A 26,848-nucleotide genomic window follows, 5' to 3' on the forward strand; every position below is an offset into this window, starting at 1 on the left:
TGCTGTTACCCTGACAGGTAAGTTATAATGGGCAGTAAGGTTACTAAAGGGAGAAAGAGGGAAAGGGATGGTTAACAATTGGACAGAAGATAATCTGATCTCAATACGTGAGAGGGTTTATCTGCATATTAAGGATCTTATTTTAGACGGGGAATTCAAAGCGGGAGACCGGCTTGTGGAACGGGAACTTGCTGAACGGTTAAATATCAGCAGGACGCCAATTCGCGAAGCGCTGTTCCGCCTGGAATCACAAGGGTTTGTAAAGACAGTTCCAAGAAAAGGCGTAATCGTTGCCGATATTTCTGAAAAGGAAATTATTGAAGTGTTTACCATTTTATCATCCCTTGAAGTATTGGCTGCAAAATTGGCCGTCCAAAAGCTGGATGATGAAATGAAAAACAAGTTCACAGGCAGCATAAAGAAGGTACAGGAGTTTCTGAACAATCCTGAAGAGGATGCTGCTGAATTACATAGGGAGCTCAATCATCTCCTATATAGCTCCGCCAAAAATGTGAAGCTTTATGAGATGCTGAGCGGATTGTCCGATTACATTCGAGCATTTGCCAAAATCGGGCATAAAAATCCCGGCAGGGCAAAGCAGTCCATGGAGGAGCATTTAAAAATCATGGAAGCCATCGTTAATAAAGAGATGGAAATGGCTGAGTATCTGACCAAAATACATATTGAGAATTCAAAAAAAGCATATATTGAAGCGGTTCAGCAGAATGAAGACAAAAATTAAGAAAGAGCCTCAGCTCTTTCTTAATTTTTATTAAATGCCAATCACGAATGGCGAAGTTAAATTATTTAAAACCTTAGCCACACTCATGGCGACAATTGGACTGGATTTTGGATTTTCCTCATAAGGAACATTCGAAACGGATATCTCTACTTCGCCAAAATAACCCTTAGCCTTGATGGTATGTGTGTTTGATTGGATAGTCGGATCGGCATACACCTTCACCTTTGTATTTTCAAAGCCAATCCCTGCAAGGCTAAGGGCTGCTGAAACATTCACGCTCTGCGGAAACAGCCTGGATGACTCCCGTGCATTCCCTTCATAAATACAAAATGGCTCAGTCAGCATATTCAGATCCACTTTTTCTTCCGCAAACGTGCCTTTCCAGCTGCGCGGATGCTTTCTTGTAATTAAGGTAATATCTTCAATCTCACCCAATGCTCCCGCTGCAATCCGGTCCAGGCCGGCTATTGCTGCAGAGGGAACAAAGATCTGCCGGTCATGCTGCTTGGCCGCAGCCTGCAGTTTTTCATAAAAACCGGTGTCTCCTAATGCTCCAACAGAAAGCACCACAAGATGGCTTCCATTTGCCAGCACTTTCTCCCCGAACATATGCAATGCCTGATGACCTGCTGATTCTATGATAATATCTAAATCTCCATTAAAAAATTCGTCTTCATCTGATGTAAGGGTAAATGCTTGTTTATCAGCATGCTCTGAACTTTTAGTGCTTCTAACAAGCACAGACTTTAACTCCACGTTGCCGGCATGGCCGGCTTCTATTAATTCCGCTATGGTTTTCCCCAGCGTTCCATAGCCGATAATTCCAGCTTTAAACATATTTATCACTCCTTCTCGGGATCACCCTTAAAAAACCGCATAAATTTGGTATACGATATACTTTGTGCAATTTTATTCTAGATTTTAACTTAAAAACATTAATAGAGCAATAGATTTTATAGAAAATATTAAAACATCTAAATTTTCAAAATTATTTGCACAATAGCTATTTTTAGTGTTATTATAGTATACAAGTTTAAAATAGTGTAAAGAGGAGGTGGTGGTGGTCTCAAGTTCTTGACGATGTTTGCACATCTAAAGAGCATAAGAGATTGGTATAGCATGAAGAGAGCGGTGCACCAGCAGATAACCAAGTCATCCATGAAAAGCGCTTTTTTGTTTTTTGATGAATTTGGTATACAATCCACCAAATGCTGTATTCTTTTTGGTAAAAGTTACAAGTCCTTCTAGTGAAGCAAAATGCCGGGGTATTACATAGTCAGCCATAGAAAAACAGAAAACCTTGCAATCTGTCTTTTGCAATATTTTATAGGGGTTATTATTTATAACGAAAAACGGAGGGGAATATATGGAGTTAACATTTGCTCATTGGGTCTATGCAATTGTTACTGTGTCTGTCATCGCCACGATGCTTTTTAGAAGAGGCGTTGTCTTGCCGGTTATCATCGGAACTTTCTTTGTGGCAGTCATTTATAAAGGCAGCCTGATCGCTGGCTTTCAGGCTGTGTTTAACGCTAATCTCCTCGCAGCAAAAGAGTTATTCAGTATATTCTTAATCATTTCTCTCATGATCGCGCTACTCAATTCACTGAAGGATTTGGGAGCTGACAAAAGGCTTATTGGTCCGATTGAGAAGGTTATGGTGAATGGGCATATTTCTTATTTAGTTTTAATGGTAACAACGTATGTGATTTCTCTCTTTTTCTGGCCAACACCTGCTGTCCCGCTTATCTGTGCCCTGCTTGTACCCGCAGCAGTCAGAGCTGGGCTGCCTGTAATGACAGCAGCCATGGTTATTGTCATTGCCGGTCAGGGTATGGCGCTTTCCTCTGACTATATCATGCAGGTAGCACCGATGCTCAGTGCCAAAGCAGCTGGAATTGATAAGGCCCTGGTTGCGGATAAGACACTGGTTCTTTCCGTCATTACAGGTGTACTTGCATTGACCTATGTTTATGTGGCGCATAGAAAATCAATCGTGAAAAATGGGAACCATGACTCCTCGTTAAACCCTGAAGATGCTGCCTTTTTTGGTGTAGCGAATGAGCTTGCTGCTACGGCTGAAGAAAGTGCTGAAATCATTCAGAGAAAAAATACATGGGGCAAGGTTTTTGCTGTATTAGTGCCTTTATCGATGCTGGGTGTTATGATTTATATGTTTTCAACCAAATTAACAGGCGGGTCAGGCTTTGAAGGAACAGATGGAGCTGCTTTTATTGGCGGTGTTGCGACTCTTTTATTGGTGCTTGCCACAGTGGCATTTAATCGCATCCATGCTTTAGATAAGATAAGCGAGCATTTAACGGAAGGCTTCGTGTTTGCCTTCAGGGCGATGGCTCCGGTTATTCCAATAGCAGGATTCTTCTTTATGGGAAGCTCAGACTTTACCGGCACCATTTTATCATTAGATGAAAGCGCTGCCAAACCTGCTTTTTTATTTGATATGATACAGGCAGGCCAGGCTTATATTCCTGAAAATGCGTTTATTGCTGGATTTGGCCTCTTAATTGTTGGTCTGATCACCGGCTTAGATGGCTCCGGTTTTTCCGGGCTGCCGTTAACAGGTGCCTTATCAGGTGCATTAGCAAGTGGAAGCCATATTGACCCTTCCACATTAGCAGCCATCGGACAAATGGGTGCCATCTGGGGTGGAGGAACGATTGTTGCCTGGTCTTCGCTTGTTGCAGTAGCAGGATTCCTGCAGATTTCACCGCTGGAGCTGGCCAGGAAAAACTTTATTCCAGTCGTCTCCAGTTTATTTATCGCAACCTTAATTGCCATATTAATCTGGTAAAATAGTAAGCTTGAAATAAAGAAGGCTATCCTGCAAAGTTAGTATAAACTAACTTAGGGGGTAGTCTTTTTTATAAGAGAGGAGTGAGGATTTGAAAATTGGATTAGCAGGTATAGGGAAATTAGGTTCAGCGATGATGACTCACTGGAATAAATCAAATCTTCCAATTGGTATTTTTCATCCTGACAGCTCAAAGGCAGAACAATTTGCTGAAAGGTATCCTAACGCACATCCTTTAACTGATAACGAAATGAGACATATGGATATTATCCTGCTCGCATTGCCGGCTGGAAAAGTGATTTCTTTTATGGATAGCATAATTCCAGAGAATTCTTCGATTGTCTTCATTAATATGGCGACCGCTCTTCCAACGAAAAAGATTAAAGAAAGGTTCCCTTCCTGTAAGGTGTGTGGGTTGAAATACATGGGGCATTCAAGAGACTTAATGGAGAATGGAAAGGGATTATTTATTACTGAGGACCAACTCCCTGCTCCCATACAGGACCTGTTTAGACCAGTGGGGGAAATCATAAAAGACAGCGAAGAGAGAGTAGCAGAAATAAATAAACTGGCAACCTATTATGCTGTGAAAACGGCTGTTGAAATTGAGAATGATTTGACAGGCAAAGGATACGACCCAGCTTACATTAAAAGAGGTCTTACTTCCCTTGCACCGGAAGTCATTCGCTCTTACAGCGAAGGCACTTTGGGGCATTTTGCAAAAGAAATTGTGAAGGAAATACAGGAATCTATTAAAAAAGCTGCTGATTAATTTTCAGCAGCTTTTCCTATTAGAGCAATCTTTCCAGCATAAACAAATAGAACATTACGCAGGCAACATAAACTGCCGCAAAGGGAAGATTCCAGCTCGAAACTTTATAGGAATCGACTTTGATAATGTTAGACATGAGACCAAGAGTGGCATTATATGGGCCTACTAAGAAGGCGGAAACTGCGCCGGAAAGCATTGCGACTGTCAGAATATGAGGAGAAATACCGATGGCTTCCGGGTTTACTCCTTCAATCATCAAAGCCAGGGAAACGGCTGGATGGAGGCCCAGAAAGGCCAGCCCTAAAGGAATCAAAGGAAGTATGATCAGGAATATCTCGACTCCTGCCACACTTATAAAAGCTGCAATCCAGTCAAAAAGGATTTCATTTGCCTTCGAAATATTAATCGCTGAGATAAAAAAGCCTGTTGATAAAAAGATAAAAAATTGATCCTTCATGCTCATCGCGAAGGAATTGAAATGGTCAGACAGCTGATGGCCAAATTCTTTTCCTTTACGTAAAAAAAGGGACCAGCTGAAAGCAAATGGAATGACGATCAGCGATACAAGAATTAAGAATGGCAACGAAACTTGTGTCTCTGCAAAGGATACGAGGACATTAAATATTGCGATTGCCACCAGGATCTGAAAAACTCTGCCCGGACGACTGTCATTGGTCACTTCCAGGGCTGCAGCTGTTTCATGCACAGATTCATCTGTAGAGTGAGGGAGTTTCATTGGCTGGGACTGACGGGATCCAATAAACCAATCCATTGCTAATCCTAATATGCTCAGCGGAATGACATAAGGGAGGATGGATCCCCAGCTGACCCCCGTCATCGTTATCACAATCCCCACAATAGGCGTTACAGGCGCCCAAATTAAAGGCATTGCAAACCCTCTGGAAATAGCCCTGCTCATGAACCGCTCTTTATTCCTTACCGGAAAGCTCCCCAGAGCCGGCCTGATAGAATAATAAGTCATGGGCAGGGTGGCAAGATTCATGAAAATGCTGAAGAAGTAAGAGATTCCAGAAGTCATCATATACAAATGACCAGATGTTTTTACACGTTTTTGAATGATGGCCTGGATGCCTTCCCCGTATCGTCCCAGTTTAACAGGAATCCCCAAAATGGGTATTAAAGTAAACATGGTAAGCAAATCAAGCATTGGTCCAAAAGCAAAAATATACTGCTGCCACTCAGAGCTGCTTGTCCATAGCAGGAATGCACCTAAAGTCAGGAAAACGCCCCCGAGAATCTGTACAAATTTCTTCGTAAGCCGGAATGTCAAAACGACGATGAAAAAACACAAGATAGAAAGGAGAGAATCAATATTCCACTGCGGAAGCAAGGTGGACAGCAAATATAAAGCAATCACTGTCAAAAATAAAACTCTTAGCATATCAGCCACCCTCATTTAATTGAATTTCAACATAAATTGTATACCAAAATCCCAATTTTTATATAATTGTTCAAAAATCAGTCACAAATATTCTTATATTTTGGTATTTGGTATACAATTGTATTGTAAATCTTAAAAATTCATCTTATAATAATGATAACAGGTAAGAGAAAAAAAGGAGGCTGCCCCGATGTTCCATTTTCTTTTTGGATCCAAATATGCAATTGAGAAAACTGAAAGAAAATTAGCCCGTTTAAGAAGAACATTAAAATTCTAGTTATGCCGCCATCCTTTGGCGGTTTTTTCTTTTATAAAATTATTATTTGTGAACAGCAAACCCGGAAGAAGAGCGGCTTCTCCCGGGTTTTAAGAAGTTTTTATCGCAGACTAACGGCCAGTAAGACCCCCACATCAAGACTCAGATGAATCAAGGGAGGATAAGTGGGGGTCAAACTGCCCGTAAAGGCCCGAAAAGAAGAACAAAGACTAAAAACGCCACATCCTCCCAAAAGCTGCCGCTTTCGGTCGTGCGATGTATCGCTGCCGTAGCTTTCCTTGTCCTGTGGCAACGTCTTTGTGACCCACTTCCTCCCAAAAGCTGTCGCATTTGGTCGTGCGATGCTCATGCTGACGAAGCCTTTCTTGTCCTGTGGGCCTCAACTAACAATCAGCAGGGAGAAAAGCACTCCCCACTGATTGAAGTTTCACTTTATACTGCTACTTCATCAGATTTAACCAGCTTCGAGTGAATGGAGTCTTCACTATTGCCGGATGCCTTTACAATCTCATCCAATTCTTCTCTGGCAGCTTCCAGCGTTTCAAAACGTTCAAAAAATTTAACACCGATATGATTTACATACTCTTTTCCTTCAAATTCTTCAAACAATTGGATTTTCATATTCTCATCCAAAACTTCTGCAATTGTGTACTTTGCCTTCAGTTTATCGAAAAAATAGAAATGATACGTCTCAACCGGCTTCAGTCCCTCGTTTTCAAGAATGGTCTGGAAAGTATCTTTATTCGTTAATACAATATATTTACCCAATTAAAACACTCCTTTTTTTATTTTGATATTTTCAGTGTTTTTCAATATGTAATTAGGCAGCATACCTCCCTTTTTTTGTTGGAACATTGTATACCAATAACTTTAAATGTATTTTATACTAAATTTTCGAAAAATTCAATTGTATATTCTAAATTTTTTAATAATTCGGTAAAAGTTCCGTTTGATTATGTTAAGCAGCTTATGAATGGCAGCTCCTATGGCCGATTAACGACGAAAATATGTGAGCCAAGTTAAAAATGGTTGTTAATCCTCCTTAATAACGCCGATAATAAGCGAGCGCAACCTAAAATGGGAGTTATTCCTTCCTATATCATCTACAAACCTTCATACTGTATAAAAAAACAGCAAGTGTTCCATCTCCAGGATCATTTCCAACAAAAAAATAAAAAACCAGTTTGCCAATCTTACAGAAAGGTTGTATACTTTGAAAAAAGTATCTAAATTTTTAGAATAAACTGAAAGGGGTAATGATATGCCAAAGGTGAAACTTCATGTGGATGGGGAGATTGTGGAGAAGCAAGTAAAGGATAATGCCAATTTGGTTGTTCTGGCAGGGATCCGCCAATTTCCAGAATTAAAATATGGCTGTGGCATGGGAAGATGCACAAAATGCACTTGTATTGTTTTAAACGGGGGAGATGATCTCGCGCCGCCAAATTGGAAGGAAGAAAAAATGCTTGGCGATAAAGTGAAAGAAGGATACCGGTTAACTTGTCAGATGACTATCCAAAGTGATATTGAAATATCCCAGGAAAATATCTCTGTTAAACCTCCCAAGAAAACAACTGCAGCTATTTCAAAATAGTTTTTTATTTTTATTATTTAGTGGTATACAAAATACCGAAGAATAAGCGGGGTAATAAGAAAATGAATTGTTATGAGCTTACCAAGATGACATGGAAGGAAGTCGAGAAATCCTTAGAAAATGCAGAGTTTGCTATAATTCCGGTCGGAGCACATGAGCAGCATGGGCCTCATATGGCGGAAAGCTGTGATGCAGTGCTCGCGGAAAGAATGGCATTTAAACTGGGGCAAAGAATGTTTCCTTATGCTATTGTGACACCAACAGTTAATATGGGTGTTTCCGAGCATCACATTCATTTTCCCGGAACCATCACCCTTCAGCCGTCTACTTTGATTGCTGTTCTGAAAGATATGGTCTCTTCACTGAAACAGCATGGCATCAAGAAGTTTCTGTTTTTGAATTCCCATGGCGGAAACCAATCTACACTGAATCTCGCAGCAATGACTATCACGAAGGAATTAGAAGTAGAAGTCTACTATGCAAAGACTACTGCCTCTGCCAGGGAATCTATCGGAAAATATGTTAAATCCCCTCTATTTGGCCACAGCTGCGAAAGGGAGGTATCTGAAGCTCTGTATCTGGCTCCGGAACTGGTCAGAAAGGACCTTTTGGAAAAAGGAGAAATCAAGCAAGGCGGCAGATGGGAAAAGCTCCGTCCGGGGAAGGCTGTCCAGGGATTTTATTTTTACGAAGAAATGACTGGAAACGGCTGTATAGGTGATGCCCGGCAAGGGAGCAGGGAAATCGGAGAGCAAATTGTAGAGGAAGCTTTGGATCATCTTACTGAGGAGCTTTCTGAACTGCTTGATTTGAAAGAAGAACTTCCTTATTAATTCTAACAAACTAGCGGCGAGAAAAAATAATCTTTAAAAAATTCTAAAAATTGTGTTTACAATTAAAAAAGAATAGGTTATGATTTCATTAAGGTATACCAAAGACCAAAAACAAGATTAAATAGGGCTGAAAATTAGCAACCTATTATTTTTTAAAAGAAGTTTTGGTATACAAAATATCAAATGCCAATAGGCTACATAAATTTCGAGGAGGAGTTTACACATGCCAGAATTATTATCTAAAGATGAATTTCGCAAAGAACTAGAGGAAGCCATTAAAGGAAACCACAGTCAGAAAGCTCCATTCACTGTAGCTTGGGCTGAAGGAAAACTGGAAAGAAAGCATTTTGCGAGATGGGCTGAAAATCATTACCACTATGTAGGGCCTTTTGCTGACTACTTAGCGTACATCTATCACAACACTCCAACCGATCCGAAATTCGAAGCAGCAAAAGATTTCACTCTTCAAAATATGTATGAAGAAGAAATTGCGGCCGACCGTCATACAGACTTGCTGATTCGTTTTGCAGAGGCATGCGGAACAACTCGCGAACGCGTAATTAATCCAGAAAACATGGCACCGACTACACTAGGTCTTCAAAGCTGGTGCTATGCAGTTGCTGCCCGTGAAAACTTCGTTGTAGCTACAGCAGCTCTTGTTGTCGGCTTAGAGTCACAGGTACCGGACATTTATCGAAAGCAGACTCCTGCTCTTCGTGCCCAATACGGATTTACAGATGAAGAAATCGAATTCTTCGATCTTCATATCGTATCCGATGAAATCCATGGAGAACGCGGCTATAAGATTGTTTTAGATCATGCTGACACTCCTGAATTGCAGCAGCGCTGTCTGGAAGTCGTTCGCACAGGTGCGAAGATGCGCCGCATGTACATGGATGGCCTATGGAGAGAATATCTTGAACAGGATCTTGGCTCTTTAGTAGAAGCAAAATAATATCTATTATCCAGGCCGTCACACTAAATCTTGTCATCCGAGGTCTATGTGGCGGCCCTTTCTATAACCAGAGAATTTGGCGCAGTAAAGGGAGAAATAAACAGAGAGTAAGGTGATTTCATTTGATTACAACAAAAGTAGAAACCTTCCATAATTATATTAATGGTGAATGGCAGGAATCCGGGAGCCAAAAGAAGTTTTATAGTGTTAACCCGGCAAATACTGAAGATGTCGTCGGCGTTTTTCAGGCATCCAATGAAACAGATGTCAAGCTGGCGATTGAAGCCGCGAAAGAAGCATTCCCGGGCTGGGCAAAGGCAGCGCCATCCAAGCGTGCAGCCATTTTAAACAAAGCAGCAGCATACCTTGAAGAAAATGCCGCCCAATTTGCAGAAGAACTGACAAGAGAAGAAGGGAAGCATGTCAGTGATGCAAAAAATGAAGTGCTCCGTTCCGCACAGACGCTTCGTTATTATGCGGTTGAGGGACAAAGCTTCACAGGTGAAACCTTCCCTAATGATGATCCCAAAATGAGAGTTTCAACGGAAAGAGAACCGCTCGGCGTTGTAAGTGTCATAACGCCATGGAACTTTCCAATCTCCATTGCGGCGAGAAAAATTGCTCCAGCATTAATTACAGGGAACACAGTTGTGTTCAAACCTTCATCAGATACCCCTCTAATTGCTGTCCGGCTTGTAGAAGCACTGCACGAGGCAGGTATACCAAAAGGGGTCTTAAACTTTGTTACAGGGAGGGCTTCCGATGTAGGTGATTTATTAGTCACCCACCCTGCCGTCAAGGCTGTTACATTCACAGGTTCAACAGCTGCAGGTGAGGACATCCACAGCAAGAGCTCTTTCACCACCCGTACTCAAATGGAGCTTGGCGGCAAAAACCCGCTTTTAGTTATGGAAGATGCTGACCTTGATCTGGCGGCAACATTAACAGTAAATGGCGGGTTTTCTTTAACAGGCCAAGCCTGCACTGGAACAAGCAGAGTAATTGTAATGAAGGAAGTAAAGGAAGCATTTGTAAACAAATTGATTGAAAAAACGAGTGCCCTTAAAATTGGCAGCGGCTTTGAAGAAGGAGTTAAAATTGGTCCGCTGGCAAATGAAAAGCAGCTGAAAAACGTTCTAAAGTATATTGAGGTTGGAAAAGAAGACGGTGCAGACCTTGTATATGGCGGTGAACAGCTGACTGAAGGCCAATATGAAAAAGGATATTTTGTTCAGCCTGCCATTTTTACGAATGTCAAACCGAATCACCGTATTGCCAGGGAAGAGATTTTTGGACCGGTTATTGCCGTGATCGAGGCAGATACATATGAAGAAGCCATTGCGGTTGCAAATGACGTTGACTACGGATTATCTGCTTCCATCGTGACAAATAACTTAAAAATAGCCAGCCAGTTTACTAAAGACATCCAGGCAGGCACGGTAAAAGTGAACCGGACTACAACAGGCAACTTAATCAATGCTCCGTTTGGCGGATTAAAGCAATCAAGCACGGCTACTTTCCGGGAATCAGGAAGGGTTGGCCTGGAGTTTTTCACTCAAGTAAAAACCGTTTATATCGGCTATTAAAACTAAAGGAGAATGAAAGATGAAAACAGCTTTAAAGCTTGAACTGGAAGAAGCAAAATTGATGATTGAAGCAGCAAAGGAAAAGTCTGCTGAAATCAATGTGTTTGAGACAATTGCGATTGTCGATGACGGCGGAAGTGTCATTGCCCTGGAACGCATGAATGGAGCAAGAATCACTGGCCCGGAAATTGCGATTGCTAAGGCATACACTGCCGCCGGCCACAAACGCTCCACCCACCTATTCAATAAAGAACCGAACGGGCCTGCCCTGCCTGGCAATGAGGCATTTGGCATTCAGCATATGCTTAATGGCAAATTTGCTGTGTTTGTCGGAGGGTTCCCAATTGTGGTAAATGGTGAGGTTGTTGGAGGAATCGGCATCAGCGGAGGAAACGGCGAGCAGGATACCGCTGTTGGGACTGCTGCACTAAAAGCCCTTCAAACTTACCTGGAAAAAGACGGCTATGAAGTCGTAACCGAAGCAGATATTAAAAAATAATAGAAAGGGACCTCATTCGTTTTTAATAGTAGCGGAATGAGGTCCTTCTTCAGTCAGAAGCACCTAAAAAAGGGGAGGATCGCATGAAGCCTTATCTTGAATTGGCGGTTGGATTTGCACGTACCGGTGTGACAGGGTATGGAGGAGGTCCCTCGACAATACCACTGATCGAATTTGAAGCAGTCAAGAAATATAAGTGGATGACGGAGGAGGAATTCGGAGAGACTCTGGCTCTAGCCAATACTTTGCCCGGACCGATTGCAACAAAGATGGCTGCCTATATCGGCTATAAAGTCAAAGGCAGTTTGGGTGCTACTGTAGCCATCCTTACGCATATACTTCCTTCCATTATTGCCATGCTAGCCTTGCTGGGCGTTTTATACTCTTTCCGCCAGTCCCCAATTGTCAGTGGAATGGTGCAGGGAGTGACACCAGTGATCGGTTTTATGCTGGCAGAGATGGCCTATCGTTTTTACCAGAAAGGCAGCCAGGGGTTAGGATTGCCAAAAAACCTTATATTGGCCGCAGTGTCATTAATTTTTGTGCAATTCTTGGAATGGCATCCCGGTATTTTAATTGCAATTATCTTAAGTACTGCTTTTTATATTGCCCACCGGAAAGAACAGGCGAATAAAAAGGTAGCTGAAGAGTACATGCCAGTAAGGGAGAAAAGTTCATGATCTATTGGGATATCTTTTGGGCATTTTTTATAGCGAATTTATTGGGTTACGGAGGGGGACCCGCAACAATTCCCCTCATACAAATTGAAGTAGTCAATAACAATGGCTGGATGACACTCGCTGAATTTGGGGATGTTCTCGCCATAGCCAATGCGCTGCCGGGTCCTATAGCAACCAAAATGGCCGGATTTATCGGTTATGAACTAGGCGGAGTATTGGGTGCGGCGGTGGCTTTAGCCGCAACCATCCTGCCATCCGCTTTGGCAGTGATTGTGCTGTTTAAGTTTGTGAATTTATTTAAAGATTCTCCTAAAGTGAAATTAATGACCAAATCCGTACAGCCGGTCATTGCGGTCCTTCTGGCTGTCATGGCCTATCAGTTCTTTATGTCAGCCTTCGAAAAAAGCGGAATGCTGCACCTTATACTTCTTGCAGCCGTCAGCTATTTAACATTAATCAAATTCAAGGTTCATCCTTCTCTTGTTATATTCGGAGCCTTATTTTATGGAGGGATCTTTTTATCTTAAACAGGCGGTGAAACAATGGAAAAAATATGGGGGGAAAATAACTTAATATCTATACGCGAACATGCGTATTTGTATCTGAAAAAACTTATTTTAGAAGGAGAATACCAGGCAGGGGACAGACTGGTAGAAAGAGAACTTGCAGCCAAACTAAACATCAGCCGCACACCGATTAGGGAGGCGTTGTTCAGGCTGGAATCCCAGGGCTTCGTGAAAACAGTTCCCAGAAAAGGGGTGGTTATCTCCAATATCTCAGAGGATGAAGTATTGGAGGTATTTACGATTCTCGCTTCACTGGAAGTGCTGGCAGTAAAACTGGCAGCACAAAGAATGGATACAGGTACACAACAAGAACTCGATCTCAAGATTAAGGAACTAATAGAGCTAAGTGAACAGGATGAAGAAAACTTCAATTCCGAACATATCCAGATGAACAGGCTGATTAATAAGGCATCCAAAAGCCCAAAGCTATATGAAATTCTATCAGGTTTGATTGATTTCATTCACATGGCTGCCAATATGGGATATGAAACACCTGGGAGAAGAAAGGACTCATTAAAAGAACATATCGATATTATGAAAGCACTTCGCGATAAAGATGCCGAAATAGCGGAATACCTGATGAGGATTCATATTGAAAACTCAAAGAAGGCCTATATGGCATATATTAACCGAATTAAAAAGAGAGGGACTGCTAAAAACTAATAAATAATTAAAAGCTTAGTATTGTCTGAATATTATATTTATGGTATATTGTATACCAAGAACCAAGAAACGAAATCACAGGGAGGAATTCATTCATGCCAAACATCCATTTTGTCAACAGCAGCAAAACTCTGGAAGTGCCTGAGGATTCTAATATATTAAGAATGTCGCTCCGCTATGATGGTGATCTGCCAAATCGCTGCGGCGGCGGTATTTGCGGCACATGTGTTTTTAAAACAGAAGAAGGGTCCGAATATCTGGACAACGTGAAAATCCAGGAAAGAAGAAAGCTGGGAGAAGAGTGGCTGGAAAAAGGCTACCGTTTAGGATGCCAGACTTTTGTAACAAAAGGGGATGTTACCATTTCCTGGGATGATAAAGTGACAGATCAGGTTAAGAAGAGAAAACCGGATAAATTGAAGCAAGCCGTCTCAACAGGAAAATGAGATTCCGAAGAATGCATTCTGTAATGAAGGAACTTAGCTTCTGCACGTTACAGAATGCAAAATAAATTTCCAATAATATAGAAGAAGGTGAAATTATGTGGGTTTGCAGCACTCATTTAAAAGAAGCCATGCAAATATTAAAAACACCTCATATTCGAAAAGCTCCTTATGAAATTAAATGCTCACTTTGTGAAAATCAAGCTTTCGCCAAAGTGTATTATACTCACCGCTCATTTAAATTCACTAAACAACTTTATTCTTCATTAAAACAAAGTGTTTCCCAGGAGGCATAGCGATGGAAGGGGTAAAAAAGGGAATTGAAGAAAGACTGGAAGAGCTGAATATCCAGCTCCCTGAATTGACTGATATCCGAATGCCTTTTGAACCGGGCGTTATCTCAGGAAAGATTGTCTATTTATCCGGGCAAACACCCAGAGTCAATGGTCTTCAAAAGTATACCGGAATTGTCGGGGCAGGCATTTCGATCGAAGAAGCAAAGGATGCGGCACGAATTTGTACGCTGAATTTGCTGGCAGCCCTTAAAGGAATAATTGGAGATTTAAATAAAGTGAAAAGAATCATCAAAATGGATGGATATGTTGCCTCAACAAGTGACTTTAAATATCATCCAATCGTCATAAATACATCATCAGAACTGCTGCATGATATTTTCGGCAAGGAAAATGGACACGCACGTAAAGCAGTGGGATTAGCTTCACTGCCAGGCGGGGCTCCTGTAGAAATTGAAATGATTGTTGAAATAGAATAAATTCCGAACAAGGGCTGCTCAATTTAGAGCAGTTTTTTTGTGACTTAAAACTAATTTCATAGATTCACTGTCATGGTAAAATGATTGAGGATATTGAAGATAAGAAGGAGGGTACTATGAAAAGAGCATTACTGCTAATCGTAACCATTATTCTTTCTGCAGTTGTTCTAATTGCATGCAGTTCAGCTGAAGAGAATAAGGACGATAAAAAGGAGTCTGATCAAAAGAAATCAGCTGAAAGTGTGGAAGGAGCTGAGGAAGAAGATTCAGAGCAAACTGTAAAAAAGTTTCCTCCTGTTCCCAAGTCTTTCAAAGAATCTGCTGAATATGACATGACAGGAGAATTTGCAGGAAAAGAGTTTTCACAAGAAGCAAAAAATAAGCTTAATGAGCTTCCTGACATTAATAAGGATTCGTCAGAGGAAGAAATAGAGGCAATGGAACAGGAGATATTTGCGCTGTTTAAAGAAAATCTTAGTTTGCCTAATGTGCCAATTGATCAATGGGAAGCAATGAAGTTTACAGATCCAAATGCCGGGGGGGAAGATCTGCAGGTTAAACAAAATTATAATGTGGCTATATTGCTGGATTCCAGCGGCAGCATGGGTGCGCTCGAGAACGGGCGGACAAGAATGGATTTAGCCAAAGAGGCAATTCAGCAATTTGTTGAGAGTTTGCCGCAAAAAGCTAATGTCTCTCTCAGCGTTTATGGACATGTGGGCACAGGTCAGGAAAAAGATAAAGAAAAGTCCTGCAGAAAGGTTGAAGAAGTTTATCCGCTTTCAGCTTATGACCCTGCTGCATTCACAAACTCATTAAATCAGTTTAAGCCTGCAGGCTGGACACCTATGGCTAAAGCTGTCGAGCAGGTGATGAAGGATTTAAAGGAAAAGGATGGTGAGATGAATACCAACATAATCTATTTAGTCAGCGACGGGATTGAAACATGCGGAGGAGATCCAGTTAAAGCAATGGAAAGCCTTGGTGCGTCCAATCTCAAGCCCGTTGTCAATATCATTGGCTATCAGGTAGATAACCATGGTCTTAGTCAATTAAAGGAAATGGCAAAGGCCGCCAATGGCCAGTTTGTGAACGTTCAAAATCAGCAGGATCTAAAATCTGAATTTAACAGGACAGCTGAAATGGCTAAAGTGTGGTCTGAATGGCATGAAGATGCCAATGCAGCCATTAACAGTCTGTTTAATAATGTTCAATCACAGCTGAACGAGTGGCACAAAACAGAGCAGGAAAAGATGAACAGGGAACATAAGAATCTCCAATCAGCGGTAAATTATTTGAATGATCAAGAGAAAATTGATACAGATGTTTTCTTAAGATATGATGATCATTATCGGGAATATTTTTTGACAGTGGATCAGGAGGCGCGTGATTTATTCTTAGAGCTCGATAGTCTAAATCGTGACTCATTCCTTGATAATTGGGATGAGATAACAGATCGATTTTTAGAAAATGTTAATAAGTAAATTTATAAAGAGTCTGCTCAAAAAGCATTAAGAGCAGGCTTTGTCTGTATATAGGACTAAAAAAAGGATTCTCTTCACTTTTACCGAATTAAAGTATAACAGAATCAAAGGGAGGATTTTATGCAAACATTAGAAAAACTAAAGCGCAGATTTTGGTATCTTACTCCTGTTGCAGAAACAGACCGTCCCATTTTAGGGGCTGTGGTCGGGGATCGAATGACTTTGATGATTGATGCAGGAAATTCGGAAGCTCATGCTCAACTATTTTTAAGCGAGCTGGAGAAACATCAAATACTTTCACCAGGGATGGTGGTGTTGACTCATTGGCACTGGGATCATATATTCGGATTGTCTCGACTGAACATCCCATCTATTGCTTCCCGACTGACCAAAGCTGAAATGGAAAAACTAATCCCATATTTATGGACAGATGAAGCATTGGATGAACGTGTGGAAAACGGAGTCGAAATAGAATTTTGCGCGAGCGCCATAAAGAAAGAATATGGTAATGACCGGAGTATTAAAATTAAACTTCCAGATATCACTTTCGAGAATAAGCTTGAAATTGATCTCGGCGGTGTGACTTGCCAACTGCAGCAAGTCGGTGGGGACCATTCTCCAGATTCCGTAGTGGTATTTATAAAAGAAGAAAAAATATTATTTTTAGGTGATGCGATTTACGCGAATCTTTACGCAAGTAAATGGAATTACACGGAAGATCCCATGCTTCGGTTATTAGATGCAATAGATCAATTTGATGCAGATACATATATTTTATCCCACGGGACTGCAATCTCAAAGGCAGAATACCAGGAGGAAGCGGCCATGCTCAGGAAAGCAGCCCACCTAAGCGAAAAATACGAAGGACAGATGGAAGAAATGAAGAACGCCTATCAATCCTATGTTAATCGTGAACTGAATGAGAATGAGTTAGAAACGATACAGTTCTTTGCAAATGGAAATGAACTGAAAGGACCTTCCAGGAGGCTGCCATGAACAATTTTTCTGTTAATCTTTCAACCGTTTTTACAGAAGTCCCTTTTTTGGACCGATTCAAAAAAGCCCGCGAAGCTGGTTTTGATCTTGTAGAATGCCAATTTCCATATTCTAATACAATAGAAGAAATCAGAAATGAGCTTGAGGACAATGATTTATCATTGGTTTTAATAAACCTGCCTCCAGGTCATTGGGAAGAAGGGGACAGGGGCCTTGCTGCAGACCCCAATCGCAGAGAAGAATTCAGAGAATCAGTTGAAATCGGGATCCGTTATGCGAAAGGACTTGGGGTAAATCAGATTCATTGCATGGCAGGGATACACCCGAGTAATAATCAGAATATTTTTATTGAAAATCTCTTCTTTGCGGGCACTGCTATGTCTGAACACGGAATTAACTTATTAATTGAACCAATCAATCCAATCGACATGCCTGGCTATTTCTTAAACGATATCCAGCAGGCTGAAGAGATAATCAATAGTGTCGGTTTGCCGAATGTGAAGCTTCAATTCGACTTTTACCATATTGAAAGAATACATGGCCAGGCTCTTTCTTTTTTTCAAAAGTATGCTGAGCTGGTTTCACATGTACAGATTGCAGACTCTCCGGGCAGACATGAGCCGGGGACGGGGGAAATGAACTATAAAGAGATCCTCCTATATTTGCAGAAACACTATAAAGGCAGTATTGGTCTTGAATATAATCCGCAAGGCAGAAGCGCTGAGAGCTTTGCTAGGCTGAAGGAGGTGACCTCATGAAGATCGGGTTTATAGGAACAGGCGTGATGGGCTCCAGAATGGCCCAGCGGCTATTAGGCCATGGTTTTCAAGTGGCAGTACATAACCGGACATTCCAAAAAGTGCAGCCGCTTATTAAAAATGGAGCGATTTATTCAGAGACAGTAAGTGAGCTTTCCAATCAATGTGAAATTATATGCACGTGTCTTTCGATGCCTCAGGATGTTATGACCGTTTATATGAGTAAACAAGGAATCATTGACAATGCCAAGCCCGGAACGATATGCATTGACTTTACTTCAGTAGGGGCCGATACGAGTAAAATCATCAATAGGATGGCAGGTGCAAAAGAAATCAGTTATCTTGACTGTCCTGTCAGCGGCGGACCTGAAGGGGCCGAAAGCGGCACTTTAACGATCATGGCTGGCGGAGGGGAAATGGCCTTTCAGAAAGTTAAGCCGGTACTTGATGTGCTGGGTGACACTATAGAATATATGGGACCTTCGGGGTCTGGCAGCATTGCCAAGCTGATTAATCAGTACCTTGTTTCTGTCCACTCGCTGGCTGCCTCAGAGGCAATGGTAACCGGAGCTGCATATGGACTGGATTCTGAACAGCTATTAAAAGTCCTGAAAACAAGCTATGGCGACAGCAAGATCCTACGCAGGCATATGGAACAATACGTATTACCCCGCCATTTCACACCAGGAGGGGCAGTCAAGTATGTACATAAAGACGTCCTGCTTGCCAACCAGCTTTTGCAGGAAGCCGGCCTTACTCAATTTACCGGGAGGATGGCAGAAAAAGCATTCCAAAAAGCAGTAGAGAAAGAACTAAGCGAGCAGGATATGTCGGCAGTGATAAAGATTCTCGAGGAAGAGACGGGCACTGTTGTGAAGCTGAAAGATTAATGAGCGGGTGCAGAAATGCGTCCGCTTTTCTTTATCATTTTCCTGCAAATTCACGTAAGGAGTTTTTTTATTAAAATATCAGTATTTTCTGCTATAATAATAATCTGAAATAATAATAGAGAAAACCGGGAGTGCAGCAATGAAGCGCAGAAAAAGCAAAAAGCGTACAAAACGCAGTTCAAATATAGCCTTACTGTTATTTTTTATGGTTTTGATCTTCGTCTTATTTGACCAATTCAAGCAGATTAATATAAAGGAAACTGCAGTTTCTTTAATGCCAAATTTGGTATCTAAAAACGTCCAGAATTACACGCCTTTACTTGAAAAGGAATTGAAAGAGGTCAATCTAGAAGAATACACACTTGTTCTGGCCGCAATCATGCAGCAGGAAAGCAAAGGGAAGGGAGGTGACCCGATGCAGGCTTCTGAATCAGCAGGATTGCCCCCAAATTCAATTCAGGACCCCGAACAGAGCATTAAACAGGGAGTAAAACACTTTCAGAAAGCATTAAATTATGGCAGTCAAAAAAATGTAGACTTCCCTGCCGTTATCCAGGCTTATAATATGGGAATCGGATATATTGACTTTGTCGCTGAACAAGGGGGAAAACACAGTGAAGAAATCGCTAAGCAATTCTCTCTCAAGCAGGCTGAAAAGAATCCAGAGGTATATGATTGCGGAGGCGATAAGAATAATTTCCGCTATCCATACTGTTATGGCGATTTCACATACACCACTAAGGTAACAAAGAATATCGAGATTCTCACAGCAAGAGGCACAGGAAAAAACGGTGAATATAAATCAGTTTGGTAAAACCAAACATAATAATATTATTGTAAACTAAAACCGCACCTTATTGTGCGGTTTGTTTTTTAAGAATATGCGTTTTTCCATATACATCTACAAACTCTAGAAAGTGACCTTTCAAATCAAATGTAAAAACCTCATACACAAATTCTGATTTGAAAATAGCTTTGCCGTCTGTAAGGGTAAAAGGTCTTATTTCATATTTATATAGTGCCCCATATTTCTTTGGCATGGTCACAAACAATTTATTGTTTTCCCAATGGACTGATGAATATAATTCATTGGATTTATATTCACCTATAAGATTTCTCCATGGAATAGGCTCTCTTACAGGAGAAAACCTTTCCGGCATGCGAACCTCCTTATTTAAAATGATTTTGGATATATCCTCACAGATTTTGTCCGCTGGAGTTATATTTACATTACTCAACACGATAATGGTAAGATCCTCTTTAAAGTTCATCAACAGTTCATTTGTAAAGCCATTGATGTCCCCAGTGTGTCTGGCTGTCTCCGAATTGCCGCTAATAAACCAGCCATAGCCATATCCGCCATGGCTGGCTGTGAACATTTTTAAGGTCATGTTTTTGTTTAGCAGTACACCATTCCGCAATGCTTCTGTCCACTTGTATAAATCCTCAGCAGTGCTGTACATCCCATATGCTCCCTGTGGAATGCTCATATCTACAAATTCTGCGTTAATTACCTCTTCCCAGACCGAATGACCGCTGGCCAAGTCCTTCACAATCTTGCGGCCATGATCAATGCCTGTATTTTTTAGTTGAAGTGGTTTAAAAATATTCTCCAGGAGGAATTGTTCATAGGGTAAACCTGAAACGTTTTCAATTAAAGCAGTCAGGAGCAGATATCCTGCATTGCTGTATTGCATGTTTGTACCGGGCTTAAATTGCAGCGGTCTGCTTTTAATCCAATTGACGGATTGTTCCAGACTGGAAGGAAGGCGCATATATTTCTCCCAGTATTCAGAAGAGAAAGTGAAATCAGCCACACCCGAAGAATGGCATAATAAATGGTGGATGGTCACACCGTTTTCAGAATGGAAATTGTTAATATAGTCATTAATTTTATCCGAAAGATTCAGTCTTCCTTGCTGGTGGAGCAGCAGGACAGCCGCGGCGGTAAATGACTTTGTTAAAGAACCGATTCGGAACCTGGTGTCTGACGTGTTTTCAATGGCATATTGATAACTTGATAGTCCATATCCTTTATTCAGAATGACTTCTCCTTTATTTGCTGCAAGTACAGATCCATTAAAATAATTGCCCTCTGCAAGGGTGTTCATATACTCATTAATTTGCTGTTTCTTGTCCATGAAAATATTCCGCCTTTATGTATAATTGTTTACCATTCTTCATATATATTGGCTGTTGTCTGATTTTTCTCCTTCCCTGGAAAATTATAGATTCATAAGTTTTTATATAAAAAGTGAAACCAAATTGTATTTCATTCGTCTATATAGACGTGCAGCATTTATAAATGTCTTAAAATGAGCTTAGACTGTGAATAGGGCTCTCACCCTGATTTTATCGGCATTAAAGAGCGGTTTATCTGGACATGCTTGACATTTTTTTAAATGCGAGTATAGTTATATTCTTGTGCAGGGCTTTTTTGCCTGTTCATAGATTATTAATATGTTTCAGGTAAACTAATAATTAGGCTGATTGCCAACATTAAATTTTTAAATTACTAGCGAAGTATGTTACAATAATGTGCTAGAAGGCAGGTGTATGATTTTGAATACTTTACTTCATAAAAGTCAGGATATATTGAATAAATATATAGGCTTTTTCTTTTTAGCAGTATTTCTGCTCTGGATGAAAACGTATATTACTCAAATGACACAATTTAATTTAGGCATTGAAAGTGCCTTGCAGCAGTTCCTTTTATTCATTAACCCGCTTGGGTCTGCATTGCTGTTTTTAGGGATTGCATTCTTTTTTAAAGGCAGAAGAAAATATATCGCATTGATGGTTATGTACTTCTTCCTGTCGTTCCTGCTGTTTGCAAATGCAGTGTACTACCGTTTCTTTAATGACTTTATTACACTGCCGACATTGACGCAGACACAAAATTTCGGTGATGTTAGCGGAAGCATCAGCTCACTATTAAAGCCAACTGATATCTTTTTCTTCCTTGATTTCATCGTGCTTGCCGGCTTGCTTATTTTTAAAGCCGTTAAAATGGAAACAAAGGATTTGACGCGCCGCAGATCAGCAGCCCTAATCTATGCGTCGCTTGCCATTTCCTTTGCAAATCTGGGCCTTGCTGAAACAGACCGCCCTGAGCTTTTGACAAGAGGTTTTGACCGTAACTATATTGTTAAATATCTGGGCATGTACAATTATACAATCTATGATGCAGTGCAAAGCACAAAGGCATCCGCACAAAGAGTTATGGCGGATAGCAGTGATACAACTGAAGTCATTAACTTTACAAAATCGAATTATGCTGAGCCGAATCCGAAATATTTTGGAAAAGCCGAAGGCATGAATGTGATCTACCTTCACCTTGAGTCCATTCAGACATTTTTAATGAACTATGAATTGCATGGTGAAGAAGTAACACCATTCCTGAATTCGCTGATAGAAGAGGAAAATACAACGTATTTTGACAACTTCTTCCATCAGACTGCACAAGGGAAAACAGCTGATGCTGAGTTTATCCTTGAGAACTCCCTATATGGGCTCCCTCAGGGTTCTGCCTTTACAACAAAAGGTATGAATACGTACAATGCAGCGCCGGCAATTCTGAAGGATAAAGGATATACTTCTGCGGTCTTCCACGGCAACTCCGGAAGTTTCTGGAACCGTAACGAAATTTATAAATCATTTGGATATGATAACTTTTTTGATGCAGATTATTATGATTTAAAACCTGAAAACATGGCTGACTACGGTCTAATGGATAAGCCGTTCTTTGAACAATCCATGCCGTACCTGGAATCGCTGAAGCAGCCGTTCTATTCTAAATTCATTACAGTGTCCCATCACTATCCGTATCATATGGATCAGGAGATGGCGACAATTGAGCCCCATACTACAGGGGACAAATCAGTTGATAATTACTTTCAGACAGCCCGTTATGCTGACGAAGCGCTTAAACAGTTCTTTGAACAGCTGAAGGCTTCCGGTCTGTATGAAAACTCAGTAATTGTCATGTATGGTGACCATTATGGAATTTCCAAAAATCATAATAAAGCAATGGAAAAAGTGCTTGGCAAGGAAATTACACCGTTCGATAGTGCCGGTCTGCAGCGTGTTCCTCTATTCATCCGTGTACCTGGCATGGAAGGCGGAGTAAATCATGAATTTGGCGGTCAGATCGACCTGATGCCAACATTGATGCACTTGCTTGGGATTGATACTAAACAGTATCTCCAATTCGGTACAGACTTATTATCAGAAAATCATGATGACCTTGTGCCGTTCCGTAACGGAGACTTCATGAGCCCAACCATTTCATCTGTTGACGGAAAGTACTATGACTCAACAACGGGTGAACTGCTGGATGAAAGCCGTTTTGAAGAAGCGAAAAAACTCCAGGAAAGTGCTGAGCAGAAATTGGCACTATCTGATAAAGTGGTAAACGGAGATCTTCTCCGCTTCTACCAACCGGAAAACTTCGAACCGGTTGATCGTTCAAAATACGATTACAAAGCAGAAAACAATGGGGTAATCAAGAAGAGCGAAGAACCTGATGAAACGTCTGAAACTGAACCAGCTGATAAATAAATTAAAACTGCCTGCGGGAGAGCCTGCAGGCAGTTTTTTAATGGCATTCCTTTTAATTAAAAAATGAAACAACTGGACGAAAGTAAAATATGTTTTACTAAAGTGCTTAATCACTGTTTTATTGTAATGTATATTTTATTATGATTCATATAGATGTACATACCGAGGGGGAGTAAAAATGAAAAAGCTTGCCGGCAAAAAAGTTGCACTTTTAGGTTCACGGAAAATAGAAGATATCAGTAAATTGGTGGAGAATCAGGGAGGGGCTGCTGTCAGCAGGCCCGCTCAGGGAACATTACTGCTGAAAGATGAAAAACTCCAGGACCATGTAGAAATGCTGACTGAGTGCAGCTTCGATTGGATTATTTTTACGACTGGAATCGGTGTTGAAACCATTTATCAAACTGCTCTTGAAATGAATAGAAGTGATGCCCTGATCAGCAGCCTGCAAAAAGCAAATATTGCTGTAAGGGGATACAAAACCGCCAATATGCTGAAAAAACTTAATATCATACCTGCTGTTCGGGATGATGACGGCAGCATGGCAGGATTACTTCGAGAGCTCTCAGCATATTCTCTAAAAGGCATGAAAGTAGCTCTGCAGCTTCACGGCGACCCCGCACCGCTCCTTAAACAATGGCTGGAAGATAACCAGGCCGTCTATGAAGAAATTCTTCCATATACCCATATTCCTCCGGAGGAAAAAGTGATGAGTCTGCTGCTTTCAGAGATCCTTGACGGAAAGCTCGATTCCGTATTTTTCACAAGCACTCCACAAGTGAGGAATTTATTCAGCTTCGCCCGCCAAAAGAATACAGAAGAACAATTGAAAACCTGTTTTTCGGAAAAAACTGTTGCGTTATCTGTTGGAAAAGTAACTGCTCAAGCTTTATATGAAGAAGGGATTATTAGAGTCATTTTCCCCGAAGTCGAAAGGATAGGCAGTGCGGTAATTGAATTAGCCCGTTATTATACGGAAGAAGATATTTAGAAATGAAGTTTGTATTCATAAATGTTCAGCATTGCAAAATTTATCATGGAGCCTGTATAGGCTCTTTTTCAATGACTAGATGTATATACAAATTTTTAAAAAATTATTAAAAAATATTGAAAAGGCTTACACATCATGATAATATTACAACGTAAACGTTTTCGTTATAAAAATAATTCAGTAACTTAAAGCAGGTGGGATATGTCCTATACCATCAAAGATGTTGCCAAAAAGGCAAATGTCTCTATTGCAACAGTCTCCAGGATTTTAAATGGCCAGGGAGGGTATTCGGAAAAAACAAAATCTAAAGTTCTTAAAGTGATTGAAGAACTGGGCTATCAGCCAAATGCAGTAGCAAGGGGATTAATTAATAAGAGAACCCATACGATTGGGGTGCTTTTCCCAAAACTATCGAGCTCATTGGTTACCGATCTGCTGGATGGCATTGAAAAGGCTGCAAATGATAACGGTTCCAGTGTGATTGTCTGTCATACTGAATCAAATGGCGAAAAAACGATGAAGTATCTTCAGCTGCTTATTGAAAAAAGGGTAGACGGAATCATTTTCGCAAGTGAAATTTTAAAGGATGAATATTATCGATTTGTAACCAAAACCAGCATGCCAATGATTCTGCTTTCGACAGAGTCCTATGCGTACCCGGTGCCTTTTGTAAAAGTTAACGATTTTCATGCAGCATATGCAGCAGCTAAGCATTTAATAGACAAGGGTCATACCAGAATTGGAATGATAAGCGGGAACAAGGATGATATCATCGCGGGGATTCCCAGGATAGAAGGATTTAAGAAAGCTTTGACCGATCATAACATACCGCTGGGGTCTGAAAATATTGTATTCAGCAGGGGATTTACATTTCCTGATGGTGTTGAGGGTTTGAAAAATCTTATCAAACAGTTTCCTGATGCAACGGCAATATTTGCAGCAAGTGATGAAATGGCTATAGGTGCCTTATCAGCAGCTTATCAAATGGGAATAAGGGTCCCGGACGAAATTTCTGTTATAGGGTATGATAACTTGAATCTTGCTGAAATGTCCATCCCGCCGCTGACAACAGTAGGACAGCCTCTCGCAAAAATGGGTGAAGCTGCAGCAGAAATGCTTTTTTCCATTCTAGAAACTGGCGAAACTCCGGAAAGCCGGATAATGCCGCATAAAATCATTGAAAGAATGAGTGTGAAAGAGAGAAAATAATAACTCTCTTTTTCTCAGGTCAATTACGTAAACGTTTACGTAATTTGACTATAAAATCAAATAGGGGGATATACCATGATAAAAAAAATGACTGCAGGTGTAATGGCATTAACTTTAGGAGCTTCTTTACTGGCTGGATGTTCATCTGGTGATGCTGATGACGGGAAAGTAACGCTTGAGCTGTTCTCCAATAAATCAGAAAGCATCGAGACGTACAAAGGATTGATTAAAGAATTTGAAGCAGAAAATCCAGATATTAAGATCAAATTGGACGCACCGCCGGAAGCAGAAACAGTTTTGAAAACACGTTTGACCAAAAACGATCTGCCTGACATCATGTCTATCGCTGGTAATGCTACATACGGCGAGCTTGGCCGTGCAGGCGTTCTTGAGGATTTTTCAGGGACAGATTTAGCTAAAACAGTTCAGCCATCCTATATCGACATGATCAATCGACTGGTTGGACCTGAAGAAGAAGGCACTTTTGGTCTTCCATATGCTACAAATGCAAATGCCGTAATTTACAACAAAGCGAAATTTGAAGAACATGGCCTTGAAGTCCCAACTACGTGGGATGAATTCATTGCCAGCCTGTACAAGGTAAAAGCTGCCGGTGACACACCAATCTACTTCACATTAAAAGATGCCTGGACAGGCATGATTGCATGGAACTCACTTGGCGCTAATGTAGCGGGAGAAGACTTTGCTGAGAAGAAAAACGCAGGGGAAACATCATTCACCGATCAATATGATGAAGTTGCAGACAAGATGGAAACATTAGTTCAGTATGGCCACAAGGACAATATGGGTGTTGCTTACGGGGATGGAAACAATGCATTTGCGGCTGGCAAATCTGTTTTCTACCTGCAGGGCAACTGGGCAATCCCTGAAATTCTTAAAGCAAATCCTGACATGGAACTTGGAGTATTTCCAATGCCTGTAACAAATGATACTTCACAAAACAAACTTGTTTCTGGTGTAGATGTTCTTTTAGCAGTCAGCAAAGATACTGAGCATAAAGAAGAAGCGATGAAATTTGCTGAATTCATGATGAATAATGATACTGCTCAAAAGTATATTGACGAGCAGAAAGCTTTCTCAGCCATTGAAGGAGTGTATCAGGAAGATCCGGTGTTTGAAGGAATCAAAGCTAACTTTGAAAATGGCACCATCACAAGCTTCCCTGATCACTATTACCCTGCAGGCATGGGAGCCGAAAACCTTGTTCAGGAATTCCTGATCAAGAAAGATAAAGAAAAATTCCTGAAGAAAATGGACAGCGAATGGGAAAAAGTTCAAAACCGATAAAGGCATCGGGCCAGGGAATCTCATGATTTCCTGGCTTTCTAAAAAGGAGTTGTCAC

General features: G+C 40.9%; 26 protein-coding genes. 22 read left to right on the forward strand and 4 right to left on the reverse strand.

What is annotated here, in order from left to right; genetic code table 11:
* The first annotated feature begins 67 nt into the window (after window positions 1-67).
* Window positions 68-742 carry a GntR family transcriptional regulator gene (locus tag NAF01_RS10270; protein WP_163141433.1) on the forward strand — a complete coding sequence of 225 codons (675 nt, stop codon included), beginning with the start codon at window positions 68-70 and terminating at the stop codon, window positions 740-742.
* A gap of 30 nt (window positions 743-772) precedes the next feature.
* Here NAF01_RS10270 and nadX read toward each other — a convergent pair whose 3' ends face one another.
* Complete coding sequence (gene nadX, locus NAF01_RS10275) at window positions 773-1,579, reverse strand: aspartate dehydrogenase (protein ID WP_163141430.1); 807 nt, start codon at window positions 1,577-1,579, stop codon at window positions 773-775.
* Window positions 1,580-2,108: 529 nt separating this feature from the next.
* Between nadX and NAF01_RS10280 the strand changes: the two genes are divergently transcribed.
* Window positions 2,109-3,554, forward strand: coding sequence for a hypothetical protein (locus NAF01_RS10280; protein WP_222496857.1), 1,446 nt, complete (start codon window positions 2,109-2,111; stop codon window positions 3,552-3,554).
* Window positions 3,555-3,645: 91 nt separating this feature from the next.
* Window positions 3,646-4,326 (forward strand): NAD(P)-binding domain-containing protein, encoded by a 681-nt coding sequence (locus NAF01_RS10285; RefSeq protein ID WP_222496856.1) that lies wholly within the window; start codon window positions 3,646-3,648, stop codon window positions 4,324-4,326.
* Window positions 4,327-4,345: 19 nt separating this feature from the next.
* Here the strand turns inward: NAF01_RS10285 and NAF01_RS10290 are convergent, their stop codons facing one another.
* Window positions 4,346-5,728: a hypothetical protein gene (locus tag NAF01_RS10290; protein WP_222496855.1), complete on the reverse strand. Its 1,383-nt coding sequence runs from the start codon at window positions 5,726-5,728 to the stop codon at window positions 4,346-4,348.
* Between the two features lie 709 nt (window positions 5,729-6,437).
* A complete protein-coding gene (locus NAF01_RS10295) occupies window positions 6,438-6,773 on the reverse strand; it encodes a hypothetical protein (RefSeq protein WP_197246196.1) in 336 nt (111 codons plus the stop codon).
* 493 nt (window positions 6,774-7,266) lie between these two features.
* On the opposite strand from NAF01_RS10295, the gene NAF01_RS10300 reads away from it, so the two are divergent.
* From NAF01_RS10300 to NAF01_RS10370, 15 genes are all read left to right on the forward strand, one after another.
* Window positions 7,267-7,599 (forward strand): 2Fe-2S iron-sulfur cluster-binding protein, encoded by a 333-nt coding sequence (locus tag NAF01_RS10300; protein ID WP_048008849.1) that lies wholly within the window; start codon window positions 7,267-7,269, stop codon window positions 7,597-7,599.
* A 62-nt stretch (window positions 7,600-7,661) separates the two neighbouring features.
* The gene (locus tag NAF01_RS10305; protein WP_048008848.1) at window positions 7,662-8,432 is read left to right on the forward strand and encodes a creatininase family protein; all 771 of its coding nucleotides are present in this window, start codon (window positions 7,662-7,664) and stop codon (window positions 8,430-8,432) included.
* A 223-nt stretch (window positions 8,433-8,655) separates the two neighbouring features.
* The gene (locus tag NAF01_RS10310) at window positions 8,656-9,387 is read left to right on the forward strand and encodes an iron-containing redox enzyme family protein (RefSeq protein WP_019382771.1); all 732 of its coding nucleotides are present in this window, start codon (window positions 8,656-8,658) and stop codon (window positions 9,385-9,387) included.
* 122 nt (window positions 9,388-9,509) lie between these two features.
* The gene (locus NAF01_RS10315) at window positions 9,510-10,973 is read left to right on the forward strand and encodes an aldehyde dehydrogenase family protein (protein WP_250802223.1); all 1,464 of its coding nucleotides are present in this window, start codon (window positions 9,510-9,512) and stop codon (window positions 10,971-10,973) included.
* 19 nt (window positions 10,974-10,992) lie between these two features.
* A complete protein-coding gene (locus NAF01_RS10320) occupies window positions 10,993-11,472 on the forward strand; it encodes a GlcG/HbpS family heme-binding protein (RefSeq protein ID WP_163141408.1) in 480 nt (159 codons plus the stop codon).
* Window positions 11,473-11,555: 83 nt separating this feature from the next.
* Window positions 11,556-12,152, forward strand: a complete 597-nt coding sequence (locus tag NAF01_RS10325) for a chromate transporter (protein WP_250802224.1) — start codon at window positions 11,556-11,558, stop codon at window positions 12,150-12,152.
* The gene (locus NAF01_RS10330; protein ID WP_250802225.1) at window positions 12,149-12,679 is read left to right on the forward strand and encodes a chromate transporter; all 531 of its coding nucleotides are present in this window, start codon (window positions 12,149-12,151) and stop codon (window positions 12,677-12,679) included. Before NAF01_RS10325 ends, NAF01_RS10330 begins: the two co-directional genes overlap by 4 nt.
* Window positions 12,680-12,694: 15 nt before the next feature.
* Window positions 12,695-13,381: a GntR family transcriptional regulator gene (locus NAF01_RS10335; RefSeq protein WP_250802226.1), complete on the forward strand. Its 687-nt coding sequence runs from the start codon at window positions 12,695-12,697 to the stop codon at window positions 13,379-13,381.
* 95 nt (window positions 13,382-13,476) lie between these two features.
* Window positions 13,477-13,827 (forward strand): 2Fe-2S iron-sulfur cluster-binding protein, encoded by a 351-nt coding sequence (locus NAF01_RS10340; RefSeq protein ID WP_222496848.1) that lies wholly within the window; start codon window positions 13,477-13,479, stop codon window positions 13,825-13,827.
* 295 nt (window positions 13,828-14,122) lie between these two features.
* Entirely contained in the window at window positions 14,123-14,596 is a 474-nt protein-coding gene (locus NAF01_RS10345) for a RidA family protein (protein ID WP_250802227.1), read from the forward strand.
* A 116-nt stretch (window positions 14,597-14,712) separates the two neighbouring features.
* Window positions 14,713-16,080 carry a vWA domain-containing protein gene (locus NAF01_RS10350; RefSeq protein ID WP_250802228.1) on the forward strand — a complete coding sequence of 456 codons (1,368 nt, stop codon included), beginning with the start codon at window positions 14,713-14,715 and terminating at the stop codon, window positions 16,078-16,080.
* A gap of 120 nt (window positions 16,081-16,200) precedes the next feature.
* Window positions 16,201-17,076 (forward strand): MBL fold metallo-hydrolase, encoded by an 876-nt coding sequence (locus NAF01_RS10355; RefSeq protein ID WP_250802229.1) that lies wholly within the window; start codon window positions 16,201-16,203, stop codon window positions 17,074-17,076.
* Window positions 17,073-17,834, forward strand: a complete 762-nt coding sequence (locus NAF01_RS10360; protein WP_250802230.1) for a hydroxypyruvate isomerase family protein — start codon at window positions 17,073-17,075, stop codon at window positions 17,832-17,834. The genes NAF01_RS10355 and NAF01_RS10360 overlap by 4 nt, the downstream gene beginning before the upstream one ends.
* Entirely contained in the window at window positions 17,831-18,724 is an 894-nt protein-coding gene (locus NAF01_RS10365) for an NAD(P)-dependent oxidoreductase (RefSeq protein WP_250802231.1), read from the forward strand. The genes NAF01_RS10360 and NAF01_RS10365 overlap by 4 nt, the downstream gene beginning before the upstream one ends.
* A 139-nt stretch (window positions 18,725-18,863) precedes the next feature.
* On the forward strand, window positions 18,864-19,538 hold the full coding sequence (locus tag NAF01_RS10370) for a lysozyme family protein (protein WP_250802232.1): 675 nt from the start codon (window positions 18,864-18,866) through the stop codon (window positions 19,536-19,538).
* 40 nt (window positions 19,539-19,578) lie between these two features.
* Here NAF01_RS10370 and NAF01_RS10375 read toward each other — a convergent pair whose 3' ends face one another.
* Window positions 19,579-20,865: a serine hydrolase domain-containing protein gene (locus NAF01_RS10375; protein ID WP_250802233.1), complete on the reverse strand. Its 1,287-nt coding sequence runs from the start codon at window positions 20,863-20,865 to the stop codon at window positions 19,579-19,581.
* Between the two features lie 415 nt (window positions 20,866-21,280).
* Between NAF01_RS10375 and NAF01_RS10380 the strand changes: the two genes are divergently transcribed.
* The 4 genes from NAF01_RS10380 to NAF01_RS10395 all read left to right on the forward strand — a co-directional run bounded on the left by NAF01_RS10380 (window position 21,281) and on the right by NAF01_RS10395 (window position 26,792).
* Window positions 21,281-23,284 carry a lipoteichoic acid synthase gene (locus NAF01_RS10380; RefSeq protein WP_250802234.1) on the forward strand — a complete coding sequence of 668 codons (2,004 nt, stop codon included), beginning with the start codon at window positions 21,281-21,283 and terminating at the stop codon, window positions 23,282-23,284.
* A gap of 178 nt (window positions 23,285-23,462) precedes the next feature.
* A complete protein-coding gene (locus NAF01_RS10385) occupies window positions 23,463-24,275 on the forward strand; it encodes a uroporphyrinogen-III synthase (protein WP_250802235.1) in 813 nt (270 codons plus the stop codon).
* A gap of 201 nt (window positions 24,276-24,476) precedes the next feature.
* On the forward strand, window positions 24,477-25,484 hold the full coding sequence (locus tag NAF01_RS10390; RefSeq protein ID WP_250802236.1) for a LacI family DNA-binding transcriptional regulator: 1,008 nt from the start codon (window positions 24,477-24,479) through the stop codon (window positions 25,482-25,484).
* A 75-nt stretch (window positions 25,485-25,559) separates the two neighbouring features.
* Window positions 25,560-26,792, forward strand: coding sequence for an ABC transporter substrate-binding protein (locus NAF01_RS10395; protein WP_250802237.1), 1,233 nt, complete (start codon window positions 25,560-25,562; stop codon window positions 26,790-26,792).
* Window positions 26,793-26,848 lie beyond the last annotated feature (56 nt).

Source organism: Cytobacillus firmus, assembly GCF_023657595.1.
Taxonomy (GTDB): domain Bacteria; phylum Bacillota; class Bacilli; order Bacillales; family Cytobacillaceae; genus Cytobacillus; species Cytobacillus firmus_B.